This window comes from Saezia sanguinis (assembly GCF_963921665.1).
Lineage (GTDB): Bacteria > Pseudomonadota > Gammaproteobacteria > Burkholderiales > Burkholderiaceae_C > Saezia > Saezia sanguinis.
The window spans coordinates 122,387-138,967 of sequence record NZ_CAWUGC010000014.1; the positions used below are offsets into that span (position 1 = coordinate 122,387).

Consider the following 16,581-nt stretch of genomic DNA (forward strand, 5'->3'; position numbering starts at 1 on the left):
TCCGCCCCCAGGTTAGGGTGTGTTGACACTAAACAATCGTATCCCTTTAGGTCAATTGCTGGCAAAATGCGACTATTGATTCAATAACGAAGAACACCATGACCAGCCCGCCTAAAATCCTGATTGTGGAAGATGAAGCCAGCATTGCCGACACCATTCAGTACGTACTGGAAACCGACGGCTTTACCCCGATCTGGTGCGCAACAGCCTCTGAAGCGCTGGCCCGGTTTCAAAACGAACTGCCGGCTTTTGTCGTGCTGGATATTGGCCTGCCGGATATGCATGGTTTTGAGCTGTTCCGCCGCCTTCAGGCCGTTCCGGGCGGGGCACAGGTCCCCATGCTGTTTCTGACAGCCCGCAGTGACGAGATTGACCGGGTTGCCGGTCTGGAGCTGGGTGCTGACGACTATATTGCCAAACCATTTTCTCCGCGTGAACTGGTCGCACGTGTGCGCACCATCCTGCGCCGCCTGGAGAAAAGGGCTTCCGCTGACTTCAAGCCATCAGAACTCCCGGCAGAAACCTCCAACGAGAAAATACCTGCCCATGCAGCCATGGCAGCACCGTTTGAGCACGATGAGCAACGTATGCAAATCCGCTATTATGGCAAGCAGCTTGACCTTTCCCGTTATGAATACCGCCTGCTGCGTCTGCTGATACAACGTCCGGGGCGCGTATTTTCACGGGAGGAATTGTTGCAGATCGTATGGGACCAGGGCAACGAAAGCTTTGACCGCACGGTAGATGCCCATATCAAAACGCTGCGCTCCAAACTCAGGGAAATTGCGCCGGATGCCGATGCCATCCGCACCATTCGCGGCATAGGATATGCGCTCAGCGAAGAGTGGCCACAACGCCCCTCAGAGTGCTAAAGTACAGCGACTCCATGTCATGCGCCTACGCTTAACCCCACGCAACCGGATTTTTATCGGTATTTTGCTGATATACACCATTGGCGTGTGCGCATTGCTTTATAACCTGATACAAAATATCGACCCGCGTTACCGCGAATCGGCAGAAGACTCCCTGGTGGAAACAGCCAACCTACTGGCTAGCGTGACCGAGCAATACGTTCAAAGAGGCGCTATTGACGTTTCGCCACTGCGCGACCTGATGCAGATGCTGCACGCGCGCGAATTTTCCGCCAACATTTACGGCGTGCAGAAAAACCGGGTTGAATTGCGTGTGCACGTTGTTGATGAACAGGGCATTGTCCTGTACGACTCGCTGGGACAAAATACGGGCGCCGATTATTCCGGCTGGCGCGACACGGCTTTGACACTGCGCGGGCAGTATGGCGCCAGAACCACCTCCGACATCCCCAACGACAAAAGCAGCGCGGTCATGTACGTCAGCGCACCGATACGCTGGAACGGTGAAATCATCGGCGCCATCACGGTTGGCAAGCCGGTGCAAAGCTATGGCCAGTACATCGACAATGCACGCAAGCAGATTCTTTATGTCGGCATCTTCTCTGCCATTGCCATCGCACTGCTGGCACTGATAGTTGCCATCTGGCTGACACAGCCGCTAGGGCTGGTTACCGAATACATCCGGTATGTGCGTGCGCAAAAATCCATTAACCTGCCGCGCCTGGGACGGCGCGCACTGGACCTGTTTGCACAGGGCTACGAAAACATGCGTGATGCGCTGGCCGGCCGTCATTACGTTACCAAATATGTGCAGGTACTCACCCATGAGCTCAAAAGCCCCTTATCTGCCATCCGTGGCGCCACCGAACTACTGCAGGAGCCCATGCCGGAAGCACAACGGCAGCGCTTTTTGCAGAATATCGAAAGAGAAACCCGGCGCGTGCAGGAACTGGTCGACCGGATGCAGGAACTGACTGCACTGGAACAGCGCCGCTCGATCAAAGACCCGCAAATCATTGCACTGGCACCGCTGCTTGACGAACTGGTCAGCAGCGCACAGGCTATTGCTGCAGCACGCCACATTGACGTCAAGCTCCAACTCCCTGACCACAGCGCCACGCTAGCAGTGGAAGGGGACCGCTTTTTATTGCACCGCGCAATCCGCAACCTGCTGGATAATGCCATCGATTTCTCTCCCGACAACGGGGAGGTTCTTGTTTCACTGCAAAGCCATAAACGCACCGTCAGCATTCACATCAAAGACCAGGGCCCGGGCATACCGGATTATGCGCAGGACCGGGTGTTTGAAAAGTTCTATTCGCTCGCCCGCCCTGGCAGCCATAAAAAAAGCACCGGACTGGGTCTGTCCTTCGTCAAGGAAATTACCATTTTGCACTATGGCACAGTCGCGCTGCACAACGTGGCACAAGAAAACCACACGGCATCTTCACTCAACGAAAAAACAACCGGAACCATCGCCAGTCTGACATTACCTCTTGCTGACGTAAAGCTGCAAAATACGTGATCTGACAGCGCATTCAGCCAACCAGACTTCACGCAAACTTCACGTTCACTTCACAAAATTCTTTTGCACTTCAAAATGTTTTCTCATTGACCCGCCACACTGCAAGCATGCGAATACCGCATGTTTATCCAGGTGAGGTCAATATGCTCAAAAAAACAAATCCATTTTACCGTCAGCCACTGACCTGGCTGACGCTGTTTGCCCTGCTCGTTGTAGCGTCTCTTGCAATCCCCAGTGCATGGGCGCAAAACAATCCACGCCAGACAACCGAGAGTCCTTATTTCTATATTCCCGGCGGGCAAGCCGGGGTGGACCAGTTGCCATTGAAAGACACTGATGTGGATGTGCGCATCTCCGGCGTCATTGCCGACGTCACCATTGTGCAGCACTACCAAAACACCGGCACACGCGCCATTGAAGCCAAATATGTTTTCCCCGGCTCCACCCGCGCTGCCGTATACGCGATGAATGTGCGCATCGGCGACCGGCTGATTACCGCCAATGTCCGTGAAAAGCAGCAGGCCCGCATTGAATACGACACGGCCCGCAGCGAAGGCCGTACCGCAGCACTGCTGGAAGAGCATCTGCCCAATGTATTTCAGATGAATGTTGCCAACATCATGCCGGGTGATGATATCCGCGTTGAATTGCGCTACACCGAACTGCTAACACCACAGGCAGGCAACTACCAGTTTGTATTCCCGATGGTAGTCGGCCCGCGCTATAACAGCCCGAACGCACAGGCCCCCAGCTCACGTGCTGCCGCAGCCGCTACCAGCAACCCATACTTTCACGAAGGCGCGCCTAACACCGCCTTGTTCAACATCAAGACAACCATTGTGTCGCCACTGGGCATTAAAGAGATTGCATCTCCTTCACATGCCTTGCGCATTTCACGCAGCGAAAGCGACAAACGCGCCATGGTGGAAATGGAACAGGGCTTTCACGTCAGCAACCGCGACTTCATTCTGGACTACCAACTGGCTGGTGAAAAAATAGAATCTGGCGTGATGCTGTACCGCGGACAGGATGAAAACTTTTTCCTGGCCATGGTACAGCCGCCTAAAACGGTAGCGCGCGAAGAGATTCCCCCGCGTGATTACATCTTCGTGGTGGACATTTCCGGCTCGATGGGCGGTTTTCCGCTCAACACGGCCAAAAAGGTACTCCAGGAGCTGATGGCTGGCCTGCGCCCGAACGACACATTCAACATTCTGCTGTTCTCCGGCAGCAGCAGCACACTGGCGCCCAAGTCTGTGCCCGCAACGCAAGCCAATATTGAACAGGCGCTTAAAATGCTGAGCACCTATTACGGCGGCGGCAGCACCGAGCTGATTCCTGCGCTGCGCCGTGTGTATGACCTGCCCAAAGACCCCAATGTCTCGCGCACGGTGGTTATCATTACCGATGGGTTTGTTAGTGTAGAGCGTGAAGCGTTCGACCTGGTACGCCGCAATCTGGATAAAGCCAACGTGTTTGCCTTTGGCATTGGCTCTTCTGTCAACCGTTACCTGATTGAAGGGCTGGCGCGCGCCGGTATGGGTGAGCCGTTTGTCATCACCAGCGCCAACCAGGCCGCAGAACAGGCCAAGCGGTTCCATCAGATGATTGCCTCCCCTGTACTCACCAGCGTCACAGCTCGTTTTGAAGGACTGGATGTTTACGACGTAGAACCTGCTAAATTGCCCGACGTGCTGGGTGAGCGCCCGGTCATCGTATTCGGCAAATGGCGTGGTGAACCCAACGGCAACATCATCATTGAAGGCCGCAGCGCCAATGGCGCATACCGCCAGACCATACCGGTATCCGGCCAGATCAGCCAGGACACATCTGCCCTGCGCTATCTGTGGGCCCGGCACCGGATTGACAGCTTTATGGATCAGGAAAATTTAACCGGAGGACATATGTACCAAGACCAAATCACCAGCCTGGGGCTGAAATACAACCTGCTCACGCCCTACACCAGTTTTATCGCTGTTGACCGCATTGTGCGTAACACCAGCCCGAACCAGAGCGCCCAGGTCAATCAGCCCTCCCCCATGCCTGAAGGCGTGAGCGATGCAGCCATTGGCTCTGAAGTGCCCAGCACACCGGAACCCGCTGCTTTGGGCGCCATGCTGCTGGCCGGCTCTGTACTGGCAATGCTGGCACGCCATCAGCGCCGTCGCAAAAACCGGTTGACGTCCTGATACGGTGCCGGCAAACATCGGCAGACCATAAAACCACGTTTTACCCAGCGCCCAGGGAGATCACCATGTCAAAACCCGCCACTGTCACAAACCGCAGGCATGACGCTTTCCCACAACGACCTTCCTTTCAGATGTCTGTGTGGTGGTGGCTGGCCGCACAGGTGTTCTCCCTGTGGCCCACCTGGGTGTGGATGTCGCGCCGTATGTTTGACGGCTCTGATGATCCGCTGGGCATACTGGCAATTGCCGCCCTGGCATTCACTGTCTGGCAGATACGGCACCGGCTAATTCAAGCCCCGCGCCTGTCCTGGCTGTTTGCGGGGCTCGCCGCCACACTGGCTGCCACGGCCTCGGTCGGCACGCTGCCTGCATTATTGACCGGTGTTATTTCGATGCTGGCTATAGCAGCCACCCTGCTGGCTTTTTTGCCTGACGATGTGGCCCGGCTGCCAGTTATCGGCCTGGCCATTCTTGCACTGCCACTGCTTTCTTCCTTGCAGTTTTATGCCGGTTATCCGCTCAGAGTCATTACCGCCGAAATCAGCCTGTGGCTGCTGACGCTGTTTTATGAAGTCCAGCGCGAAGGCAGCACACTGCTGGTGAATGGTCGGCTGATCATGGTGGATGCCCCCTGTTCCGGTGTGCAAATGGCATGGCTGGGGTATTTCACTGCCTGCGTCACGGCACTGTGGTGGCGTCTTTCCAACCGACAATTTCTGTTGCGCCTGCCGCTTGTTGGCATACTGGTTTTATCCGGCAATATTTTGCGCAACAGCGTGCTGGTGGCTCTGCAGGCCAGCCATCATCACGTTGCAGACTGGTTACACCAGGGTATCGGGCTGCTGGCATTGGGCCTGGTTTGCCTGGGTATTGGTTTACTGATCGGTTACCGGACAACCACAACACCAAACCCGCCAGCCGTACAGGCTGAAACCGCGTTGCCCCGACCTGGATTCAAAAGCAAAAAACGATCGTTTATTTACCATGCCGGCGCTGCTTTTTTTGTTTTGTGCACGTTATGGACAGTCAAAACCACGGTTGCTCAGCCAGAGACCTCGGGTACAGGGCAAAGCGCCTTTGTTGAATGGCCACACCAGTGGCATGGGAATACGCTGCGCCCCCTGGCTTTAAGTGAAGTGGAACAACGCTTTGCCCAGGGTTTCCCCGGCGCCATTGCCCGCATGACCGACGGCAGCCGGATGCTGGTGTTCCGCCATGTCACCTCCCCCACCCGCATGCTGCATCCGGCCGCAGACTGTTACCGCGGGCTGGGCTACCAGATTAAAAACGAGCAACTGCAGACCGACGCAGATAACCGCCTTTGGCGTTGTTTTATCGCCATACGCCAAGGCAACGCCTTGCAGGTATGTGAGCGGATTGAAGATACACATGGACACGCTTATACTGATACCTCGGCATGGTACTGGTCGGCTTTGACCTCCTCACAATCCGGTCCGTGGACCGCCATTACCATTGCCCAGCCTGCAGGCATGGGGCGCACCATACCTCCTGCCATTTGATTTTTTGTTTTATGAGTCTCTATGCCCCCGTCCAGCACACCAGACACTGTCCGCAAGCGCTCACCGTGGCGCTGGCTATGGCGTTTTCTGTTTCTGGTGCTGCTGCTTGTGGCGCTTGCCCTGGGCAGCCTCTGGTATGTGTACGATACCCGGCTCAAACCCGCACCGGGTGAATGGCAGTACACATGGCGCATCGGAAGCCATGAAATACCTCTGGGCATTCGCAAAGCGCTGAACTTTTTTTCCGACCCAACCTACGGGCAGTGGCTGGACTGGCTGCCTGTCAACCTCAGCAAACAGACTTCATACGGCAAGCTCGGCCTGTCCTGGGATCATTCCACCCAGTCTCTTTTGGTACTTTGCAACGACTGCCAGATTCACTGGGACGGTGTGGCATCTGCCCCTCTGCGCATTCCGGTTGTCAGGGCCTTTATCCATCAGGACAAACCTGATTTCTTTTCCGGCACCATCTCGCTGGGCAGCAATGAACAACCCCATTTGTATTTGGGCTGGGAAGGAGAGTTACAGCGTGACACATTCTCCATGCACATCAATGCAGATGAGCTGCCCATTTCAGATATTTTTTATACGCTGGTGCCCGATATTCCAGAGCTCAAGCATGCAGTAATTACCGGCACCATCAGCCTGGGTGCGCAGGTGGTACTTCCTTCGTTCGAGCTTAAACTCTCCAATCCCCGCACGCATGATTTCACTGTCAGCGGACTGGGAACAGAACGCCTGATTCATTCACAATCGGCCTGCGGCAAACCCAGCCAGCTGCCGATGAACCACTGGCTGGTACGCGCGGTCATGTCGGCAGAAGATCAGCGTTTTGAAGAGCACCCGGGCTACGATCTGCAGGAACTGATGGCGGCCCACGATGCCAACCAACTGCAAGGTTCCGTTATACGTGGCGGCAGCACCATCACCCAGCAAACTGCCAAGCTGTTGTTTACCGGCTCTGAAAGATCACTGACGCGCAAATTGCGTGAGCTGCTCTATGCGGTGGAAATGGAGCAAACGCTTGGCAAAACCCGCATCATGCAACTGTATCTGGATAATGCGCCCTGGGGCATCTACCCCGATGGAAAAATTCTCTGTGGTGCTGAAGCGGCTGCCCAGCACTATTTCGGGCGGACTGCCGCCAATCTGAAACGAGAGCAGGCAGTGTGGCTGGCTGCCATGCTGCACAGCCCGGTCGCCGAAGCACGGGCCTGGCAGCGCACCGGCCGCATCAACCTTGGCCGGGCCGTCTGGGTGGCAGAATATGTGCGCAATGCACCCAATTCAGGACCACGCGCACGGCAAAATGTGATCAATGCGCTGCGCCGTGACCCCAGCCTGGGCATGAAACCCCAAACGCCAAACTAGGGCGTGTTAACCCACCCTCAAGGCGGGCAGAGGCACTTTAAAAAGTGCCTCCACACCCATGACCACCATCATCAGAAGCGGACATCCAGCCTGAGGTTTGCGCCATGGTCAGATGCATCGCTGCCAATCTGCCCCTGATAGCCCAGCTTCAGAGACGCCGCATCGTTCAGCCTGAACGACACCCCCAGACCAATCACAGCACTGTTTCTATCCAGCGGTGCACCCTGAATACTGAACCCGTTCCAACTGCCCATAAAGCGGTTGGTTGTTTGCGGGTCGGTATCGCCGAATGCGTGCTGCCAGCCCAGGTCAGCGTGCAGAGAAGTCTTGTCGGAGACATCCCACTGCGCCCGTGCGCCCAGCGTGGTATAGGTCACGTGGTCACTGCCGCCTTCCACCTGCAACCCAGAGTAGCTCCAGCCTTCTTTGGCGTCATCTGTATCCAGGTAAACATGCGCCAGATTCAGGTAGGGCGTCACATTGAACTGAGGCGTCAGCTCAAACGTATGGCTGCCTTCACCAAATATCTGGAACAGATGGGCATTGTAGCTGGAGCTGTTCTTGCCGGAAACAGAGCCAACCCAGACATTCCGGTCGGTATCAATATCCAGGTAGCTGTAGCTCAACCCACCCCTTAAATCAATCGGGCCAGCGCTGGTGCTGCCATAGACTGCCAGATGCAGTGCATCAGCTTCAGATGTGGAGTAGCGGTTATCGTTAACCTCCATCTTGCTGTGCTCATAGCCTGCTGCAATACCCACGCGGGAATTCTCACCCACCGCGGTATCCACCCCGACAACAAAGCCATAACCGCTGTTATCCACTTTGGCGGCATTGCCGTCACCGTCTATTTCACCATCGTGGCCCCAGGCATCCACCCAGCCGCCCAAACTGCTGGCCTGAACCGCCCCGCCCTGCAGATCAGACGCTGCGCCACTGTAACCGCTGGCATCAGCATACTGATGCCCAAGCTGGCTGCTGCCGTTGAACACATGGCTGCGGTTGTCACTGGTTGCCAGCAGGCGGTTATTCAATGCACTGCGCAGATAACGGCTGTTACTGAGCAATGCACTGCGTGTGGAGGCATATGCTTCACCGGACAGGTTGTCAAACGACGCGCGGGCACTGGCGGCATCCATGCTGACAATCTGCTGGTAAACCGGATTGGCGGCACCCAGCAGGTCAATGGCCCAGCCGGTATGGCGCTGGTTAACCGTATAGGCCACATCACCAAACGAAATGCTGTTGCGTGCAAAGTTCAGGTACACATGATTGGTGTCTGAGGTCAGCGTCGGCGTCATAAACACCAGATTGCTGCTGACACTGTCAAACGCACCATCTTTGCTGGCCCCAGTGCCTGCAAGCGGACTGGCTGCTGTCAGTATGGTGTAGGTATTCTCCTGCGCCCAAGACCCTGCTCCGGCCAGCACCTGCACATGACCACCATTGATGGTTGCCGTACCCAGCGCATTCACATGATCGTGAGAACCATCGGGATTAACTTCAAACTCATAAATCGAGCCAGCATTGAATGTGATATCGTTCACCGTCAGCTCGCCAATCGAATTGCCCGGCGCCAGTATCGCACCACTGTTAAGCACCACATGACCACCGATGCTGCCATGCCCGCCCAGACGGGCGCCTGAGTTCACCGTTACATCGCTGTTATGCTGTGCAGCACTGTTGGCTGCCGTGCTGCCGACAATCAGGGCACCCCCGTTAACTGTCGTGCCACCCGTGTGGTTGCCCACACCATCCAGTATCAATGTGTAGCTGCCGGTTTTTACAGCACTACCCGCACCCACGATGGTGCCGTTGAACGTGCTGTCTTTGGTATGGTCTATGGTCAGTTCAGCGCTGCCCAGGTCAACCACAGCTCCAGCATCACCGCTCAGGCTGTTCATGGTCAGATCATAGCCGTTCAAATCCAGCGTTCCTGTGCTGCTGATGCTGTAATGCCCCTGCGCCAAGGCATTGACTCCTCCGGCCTGCAACGTGCCATGGTTCACCAGAGTATCACCACTGTACGTGTTGCTGCCACTCAGGGTGAGAACTCCCGCACCTTCTTTGGTCAGATTGCCGGTGCCGGTAATGTTGTTGGCAAACGTTGCATCAGCCACCTGGTCAAACACCAGTTCGGCATAATTCAGCACATCGCCCCGGATGCTCTGAGCATTTCCCTGCAAGACGCCCTGTGCGATCACCGTTCCGCCGGTATATGTATTATTCCCGGTAAGAATCAGCTTGCCTGCGCCTTCTTTTTGCAGCCCGTCAATACCGGCAATAACCGTATTGATGGTTGCCGAGTAACCGGCAGATGCATTGCTGTTAGTCCCCACCACAATGCGTCCATAAGACTGCCCGGCTTCTTTTTCCAGTATCAGCGAATCTGCTGCGCCACCGTTCAGAACATAACCATCGGTCAGAAACTGCATACCCAGCGTCTGGATATTGCCGCTGACCGTCACATTGCCGGCCTGGCTGCCGCCAAACACCGCAAAGCCAGGCTGCGGCACCATGTTGCCATTGGCAACGCTGGCCGTTGCATCGGTCCACACGGCTGCCCCGCTGCTCCAGACACCATCACCACCGACCAGATTACCGGTGCTGCCTGCAGCGTTCCAGTAATTCAGTGCAACGCCATTGTTGATGTTATTCAGGTATATCTCGTTGCTCTGGTTGCTCAGGCTCAGATAGCTCGGATTGGCGCCCCCTGTGCTGCCAATGGTGATGCTGCTGATACTGCCGTTAAGCGTGCCATAACCCATGATGGCGTACACACCCGTGCCAAAGCTGCCCGTGTTGTGAATATTGAGCGTGCTGCCTCCCAGCGTCAGCTCTCCAGCAACGCTGATGTAGTCATTGGACGGTATGCTGCTTGACGCAGCAAAATCCAAGTCCACAATGCTGCCGGACTGCAGGTTCAAGTCCCCCGCCACAGTCAACTGCCCGATAGAGCCTGTACCAGCCCCCGGTGACAGGCGGCCGCCACTGGCAACGATCACATCGTTGCCAGTGTCACCAACCCTGCCAAAGCCGCCCAGCGTGGCACCGCTGTTGACATGGACTCCCCCCACAATTCGGGCCGTCTGGTGTGTGCTGTCGCCAACAATCAATGTACCTGCATTGATTGTTGTATTGCCGGTATACGTGTTCACACCGTTCAGCGTCAGCGTGCCTGTACCAGCATGGGTCAGGCCGCCAGTACCTTCGATGATGCCGGCATAACTGGTCATGGTGCTTTGATCAACAGTCAGCAAAGCACTGCCCAGGTCAATATGACCGCCTGTGCCAGACAGGTCTGACACATTCAGTGCGTAATTGTTCAGACTCAGTATGCCGCCGTTCACCACATACGCGGTGTTCTGGGCCAGCCCCGTGCTGCTGCCTGCCTGCAAAGTGCCGCCGGTTACGGTCGTTATACCGCTGTAAGTGTTGTTGCCACTTAAGGTCAATGCGCCAGCACCTGTTTTAGTCAGGCTGCCAGTGCCCTGAATATCTCCGGCAAAACTGGCGGTAGTGGACTGGTCCACCGTCAATGCAGCGCTGCCCAAATCAATCTGCCCGCCGGCCCCGGACAACCCGGCAGCAGTCAGCGCAAAATCATTCAGGTCCAGCACACCGCCGTTGACTACATATTCGGCATTTTGCGTAAACCCGGTGCTGCTGCCGGCCCGCAAGGTACCGGCGGCCACTGTTGTAGCGCCGCTGTAGGTGTTGTTACCATTCAGTACCAGCGTTCCGGCGCCGTCTTTGGTCAGTGCACCGGCTCCTGTGACATTGCCATTCAGCGTTAATGTGGCACCTGCCCCGGCAGTTCGAATGGCACTGGTTGTACCGGTTACCGCCACATTGCGTGCCGATGCAAACCCGCCGGTTACCTCAAGCGTACCGCCCTTCAATGCCACCGCATTGCTGGCCGCACCCAGGTTGCTATCCTGACCAACCGACAACACGCCTCCCGTAACACTGACGCCTCCGCTGAACGTGTTATTGGCGGTGAGATACAGCGTCCCGGCGTCCTGTTTATCCAGGCCATTGGTCCCTGCAATAACGTTGTTGATGGCCACATGAGGCGTTACCGATGCTGTACCATCACCGGTACGGATGGCCGACTGCTGGCCTGAGCCATTGCTCGCCAGTGTCAGCGTATCCCCCATCAATGTATAGTTCACCAGAAACTGCATGCCGGTCGCCGCAACACCACTGCCGGACACGGTTACTGCGCCCTGGTTATCCTTGAAAATGGCAAACCCGGGTTGCGGATACATTGCCTGCGTCACACTGGCTGCAGCATCAGACCATGTCAGCGATGTGGTCGACCAGGTTCCGTTGCCGCCCATGTTGTTGGCGTTGGTTGATGCCAGCGGGTTCCAGTAATTCAACGGCCCGCCGTTGTAGGAGCTTTCCAGATAAATCAGCCCGGTGCTGTTCTTGACTTCAACCGTATACCCGGAAGGTACCGTGCCGGCTGCGGCATCAATCACACCGGTACCATATTTAGTGCCAGTGTAGCTGATCAGGTTGTATATACCGCTGGCGAAACTGCCGTTATCATTGATGTTCAAAACAGAAGTGCCATTGAGGGTGACATCTCCGCTCACAGCAACTTGGTCATTCATTCCGGCCGCGCCAAAGTCAAAGTTCAGAATGCTGCCGGCCTGCAGTGTCAGACTGCCATCAATATTCAACTGCCCGATGCCGCTGTAACCAGGGGTTAGCACCCCGCCGCTTCTGATTTCGACATTGCCTGCTACCGTACCAAAGCCTCCCAGACTTGCCGCATTGTTCACTGTAAAGGCTGCGCCGGCAGAGCCGGCACGGGCCGAGCTCATGGCACTGGTAGAACCCACAATCAGCGCACCGGACTGTACCACTGTGCCGCCTGTATAACTGCTGACGCCATCCAGCAGAAGATTGCCGGCCCCTGACTTGATCAGATTACCGGTACCGGTAATCGCGCCGGAATACATGCTCTGGCCAGACGTATTGACCGTAAGCTGCGCACTGCCCAGGTCGATTGTGGTGCCTGCAGCCCCTGACAGGCTTGTCATCGTCAGGTTGTAGTCATTCAAATCCAGCGCACCGGTATTGTTCAACTCATACCGGCCTGATACCAGTGCCTGACTGCCACCGGCCTGCAACGTGCCGTTGTCAATAACGGTTTTGCCTGTATACGTGTTATTGCCCGTGAGCAGCAGTGTCCCCGCGCCCTCTTTGGCAAATTCACCTGCACCGCTGATGTTGCCGGCAAATGTGCCTGCTGCAGCCTGATCAAACACCAGCTTGGCCTGGTTGACTACATTGTTCCTGATACTGTCGGTATTGCCCTGCAGCGTACCTGCATTGACAACGGTATTGCCCGTGTATGTATTATTGCCGGTCAGTATCAACGTGCCTGCACCTGTTTTCTGCAAACCTTCGGTGCCTTTGATCTCGCTGTCAATGGTAGCGGTATAGCCTGCTGATGCAGCCGAGCCATCGCCCACGCGGATTTCTGCATTACTGCCGCTGACCAGCTCCAGACTGGTGCCCTGCAACACATAGCCGCTGGTGGCAAACTGCAAACCGGAAGCCTGTACCTGACCATCCGCATCGCTGAGGGTTACCGTACCTGCGGTCTGGTCAAAAATGGCAAACCCCGGATAAGGGTTCATGGCATCTTTGCTGTAGCCATCCTTATCAGACCAGACCTGTGCATCTTTTGACCAGGTACCGCTGCCGCCAACAACAGCCGAACCGGCCGTTCCCTGCGCGTTCCAGAAATTCAGCGTACCGTCTGCCGTACTGATCAGATTGACCTGCCCGACCAGATATTGCAGATCGAGGTCATAGCCTGCCGGTGATGTGCCGAACAATATGCCGCCATTGCTTTGCTGCAATGTGCCGCTGTAATCAAACAGCCGGTACAACCCAGGCCCGAAACCGCCTGCATCCGCAACGTTCAGTGTGGTGCCATTGAGCGTGAGGTCGCCATCAACATACACCTGGTCATTGACACCGATATTTTTGAACGAAAAATCCAGTACGCTGCCCTGCGCCAGCGTCAGATTACCATTAATGGTAAACAACGCTGTATCCGTGCTGCTGCCCCCGGGAGCCAGATGCCCGCCGCTGTTGACCAGCACATTGCCGTTGACGGTGCCATGCCCACGCAAAGTAGCATTGTTTTGTACCGTAACATTGGCACTGTTCAACTGTGCTGATGCATAGGTATTTGTACTGCCTACAATCAGCGTCCCGCCCGAAACCGTGGTGTTGCCTGTATAGGTGTTCACACCGTTGAGTGCCAGGGCACCGTTGCCCTGTTTGACAAACGCCCCCGTACCCGTAACGGTACCATAATAATCTGTATTGCCTGACTGGTTAACTGTCAACTGGGCGCTGCCCATATCGATGATGCCTGTAGCGCCTGTGCTGCTGCTCAGCGAGGACATGGTTAACGCATAGTCATTCATATCCAGCGTACCGCCGTTCACGGTATACGCCACATTCTGCGAGAGCGCACCGGCATTACCGGCCTGCAATGTACCGGCATTGACAGACACCGCGCCGGTATGCGTATTGCTGCCATTGAGCACCAGCAGCCCTGTTCCCAGTTTAGACAAGGTCCCCGAACCTGCAACAGCACCGGCATACGTACCATCTGTCTGCTGGTAAATGCTCAAGGAACCACCGCTGATATTCAGTGTGCCGCCAGTACCGGAAAGCGTTCCAATACTGACGCTATAGCCCCCCCGTATGCAGAATGCCACCCGTGATTTCATACGTACTTGAAGAAGAGAACGCATTGGTGCTCCCTGCCCTCAAAGTGCCGTCCTGCAGCCATGTTTTACCGCTGTAGTAACTGTTATTGTTACCCGTCAGTGTCAGGGTTCCTGCACCTTGTTTAATAAAAACGGTATCTGCAGCCGTTCCAGATGCATTGCGCAGGTTGCCGGCAAAAGTGGTGTCGGTAGCCTGATTCACCGTCAGTGTGGCTGAATCCAGCCTGATCTCACCACCTGTGCCTGACAGGCTGCTCATGGTCAGGTCATACCCGCCCAGATTCAGCGTACCCGCATTCACCACATAGGCGCCATTGTTGACAAACGCACTGGCACTGCCTGCCGTCAGTGTGCCGCCACTGAGCGTGGTGGCGCCTGTATAGCTGTTACTGCCAGAAAGCGTCAGCGTTCCGCTGCCATTCTTGGTAAAACTGCCGGCACCTTCGATATTGCCGGCATAACTGGTATTGCCCGTCTGGTTCACGGTTAAAGCCGCCCCGGCCAAAGTAACCGTTCCGCCGTTACCAGATAAACTGCTCATCGTCAGGCTATGCCCGCTCAGGTTCAACTGCCCGGTATTGTTGATGGCGTAAGCACTGTTTTGCGCCAGTGCTGTTGTGCTACCCGCAGTCAATGTGCCCGCATTAACCGTGGTTACACCTGCATACGTATTGGCACCCTGCAAAATCAGCTCGCCTGCGCCCTGTTTGGTCAGATTGCCGGTGCCGCTGATGTCGCCATAGAAATTCCCCAGAACACCCTGGTCAAACACCAGCGTGGCATTGTTTTCAATATCCCCTAGCAGGCTGGATGTATTGCCCTGCAAGGTGCCGTCTGCCACAATGATGCCGCCGGAATAGCTGTTGCTGCCAGTCAGGATCAGTGTGCCGGCCCCTGTTTTTTGAACTGTTTGCGAACCCGCAATTTCATTGCGAATGGTTGCCACGTAGGTACTGGCCGCAGCACTGCCATCGCCCACACGGATTTCACCGTCATCTCCGCTGACCAGTGTGAGTGCCTGTCCATCCATGATGTAGCCATCCACGGCGAACTGCATACCGGTGGCCTGAATATCCCCCTGCGAATTATCAATGGTCACTGTGCCTGCATCGCCACCGAAAACAGCAAAGCCGGGGAACGGATCCATGACGCCCGGATTTCCTTTATGATCAGCCCAGTTGGTGGCATTTTGAACCCAGGTACCTGTTCCGCCGCCCAGACGGGAAGTGCTGGCCAGGCCATTGGCATTCCAGAACACGACACCATCGGTATCATTGACCAGGTTGATCTGTTTATCACCAGCCAGGTACTGGATCTGCACCCGATTCCCCGATGGCACCGTCCCCAGCAAAATACCCCCATTGGTCGTGGTGAGCGTACCATCGTAGTCAAACAGACGGTACAGACCTTTGCCGAAATTAGCCACATCGGTAATATCCAGCACCGTGCCGTCCAGCGTCAAATCGCCTTTGACATAAACACTATCCGACGTGCCTGCAATCAGTGCCGACGCTCCAGGGGCATCAAAATCAAACTGCAAATAGCTGCCCTGAGCAAGTACGAGATTACCTTCAACCGTCAATGTGCCGATGACTGCACCAGCAATGCTGCTGTTATTGCCCGGGGCCAGAATACCGCCAGCTTCAACCGTGACCGTTTTCCCGGTTGTACCCACGCTGCCGTGCCCGCCCAGCGTTGCACCGCTTTTAACCGTAATAGCGCCTGCCAGTTTGGCTGCACTGTCGGTTGTATCAGCCCCAACCAGCAATGCGCCACCATAAACCGTTGTTTGCCCGTTAAATGTTCCGGCCGTACCATTCAGTACCAGTGAACCAGCTCCTGTTTTATCCAACAAGGCATTGGCATAATTGCCATTCAGGTTGCCAGCATACAGGCCATCTGTCACCTGGTTGAATTCCAGCCGGGTACCTGCAGCCACATTGATTTCAGCACTGTGCAAACTGCTGGCATTGCCCACCAGCCCACCGGCATTGAGATTGATTTTCCCTTCATAACTGGTATTGTCACCACTGAATGTCAGTGTACCAATCCCATTTTTGGCAACAGTGCTGTAAATTGCATTAGCACCCAAGCTGATGATGCTGCCGGAAAAAACCCCGTCGCTGCCCTGCGCAAACGTCAGGCCCTTGCCGCTGGCGCTGTCTGCAAATGTGATCGCCCCCTGCAGGCTGCTCGCATCCCCTTGCAAGGTGCCATTGTTGATCACGGTCCCGCCGCTGTAACTGTTGTTGCCCACCAGAATGTACGTCCCGGTTGTGTTCTTAAGCACCTGACCGCTGCCGCTGATGTCTCCCGTGAGCGTATAGGTGTAGCTTG

General features: G+C 55.7%; 7 protein-coding genes. 5 read left to right on the top strand and 2 right to left on the bottom strand.

The genetic code is table 11. The features are described from left to right. Window positions 1-98: 98 nt before the first annotated feature. From creB to AACY98_RS09005, 5 genes are all read left to right on the top strand, one after another. A complete protein-coding gene (creB, locus tag AACY98_RS08985) occupies window positions 99-872 on the top strand; it encodes a two-component system response regulator CreB (RefSeq protein ID WP_339804231.1) in 774 nt (257 codons plus the stop codon). Between the two features lie 19 nt (window positions 873-891). Then, entirely contained in the window at window positions 892-2,397 is a 1,506-nt protein-coding gene (gene creC / locus AACY98_RS08990) for a two-component system sensor histidine kinase CreC (protein WP_339804234.1), read from the top strand. 143 nt (window positions 2,398-2,540) lie between these two features. Beyond that, entirely contained in the window at window positions 2,541-4,586 is a 2,046-nt protein-coding gene (locus AACY98_RS08995) for a VIT domain-containing protein (protein ID WP_339804237.1), read from the top strand. 65 nt (window positions 4,587-4,651) lie between these two features. Further along, on the top strand, window positions 4,652-6,106 hold the full coding sequence (gene xrtQ / locus AACY98_RS09000) for an exosortase Q (RefSeq protein ID WP_339804240.1): 1,455 nt from the start codon (window positions 4,652-4,654) through the stop codon (window positions 6,104-6,106). Window positions 6,107-6,127: 21 nt separating this feature from the next. After that, window positions 6,128-7,477, top strand: a complete 1,350-nt coding sequence (locus tag AACY98_RS09005) for a biosynthetic peptidoglycan transglycosylase (RefSeq protein WP_339804243.1) — start codon at window positions 6,128-6,130, stop codon at window positions 7,475-7,477. A 71-nt stretch (window positions 7,478-7,548) separates the two neighbouring features. Here AACY98_RS09005 and AACY98_RS09010 read toward each other — a convergent pair whose 3' ends face one another. Continuing rightward, the gene (locus AACY98_RS09010; protein ID WP_339804245.1) at window positions 7,549-14,268 is read right to left on the bottom strand and encodes an autotransporter-associated beta strand repeat-containing protein; all 6,720 of its coding nucleotides are present in this window, start codon (window positions 14,266-14,268) and stop codon (window positions 7,549-7,551) included. After that, on the bottom strand, window positions 14,204-16,581 hold a 2,378-nt coding region (locus tag AACY98_RS09015; protein WP_339804248.1), incomplete at its 5' end, for a beta strand repeat-containing protein. The genes AACY98_RS09015 and AACY98_RS09010, both read right to left, overlap by 65 nt.

Excerpts from the sequence above, each read along its gene's own strand:
- AACY98_RS09005 (WP_339804243.1), top strand. The coding sequence starts at position 6,128 with ATGCCCCCGTCCAGCACACCAGACACTGTCCGCAAGCGCTCACCGTGG.
- AACY98_RS08995 (WP_339804237.1), top strand. The coding sequence starts at position 2,541 with ATGCTCAAAAAAACAAATCCATTTTACCGTCAGCCACTGACCTGGCTG.
- xrtQ (WP_339804240.1), top strand. The coding sequence starts at position 4,652 with ATGTCAAAACCCGCCACTGTCACAAACCGCAGGCATGACGCTTTCCCA.
- creC (WP_339804234.1), top strand. The coding sequence starts at position 892 with ATGCGCCTACGCTTAACCCCACGCAACCGGATTTTTATCGGTATTTTG.
- AACY98_RS09010 (WP_339804245.1), bottom strand. The coding sequence starts at position 14,268 with ATGCGTTCTCTTCTTCAAGTACGTATGAAATCACGGGTGGCATTCTGC.
- creB (WP_339804231.1), top strand. The coding sequence starts at position 99 with ATGACCAGCCCGCCTAAAATCCTGATTGTGGAAGATGAAGCCAGCATT.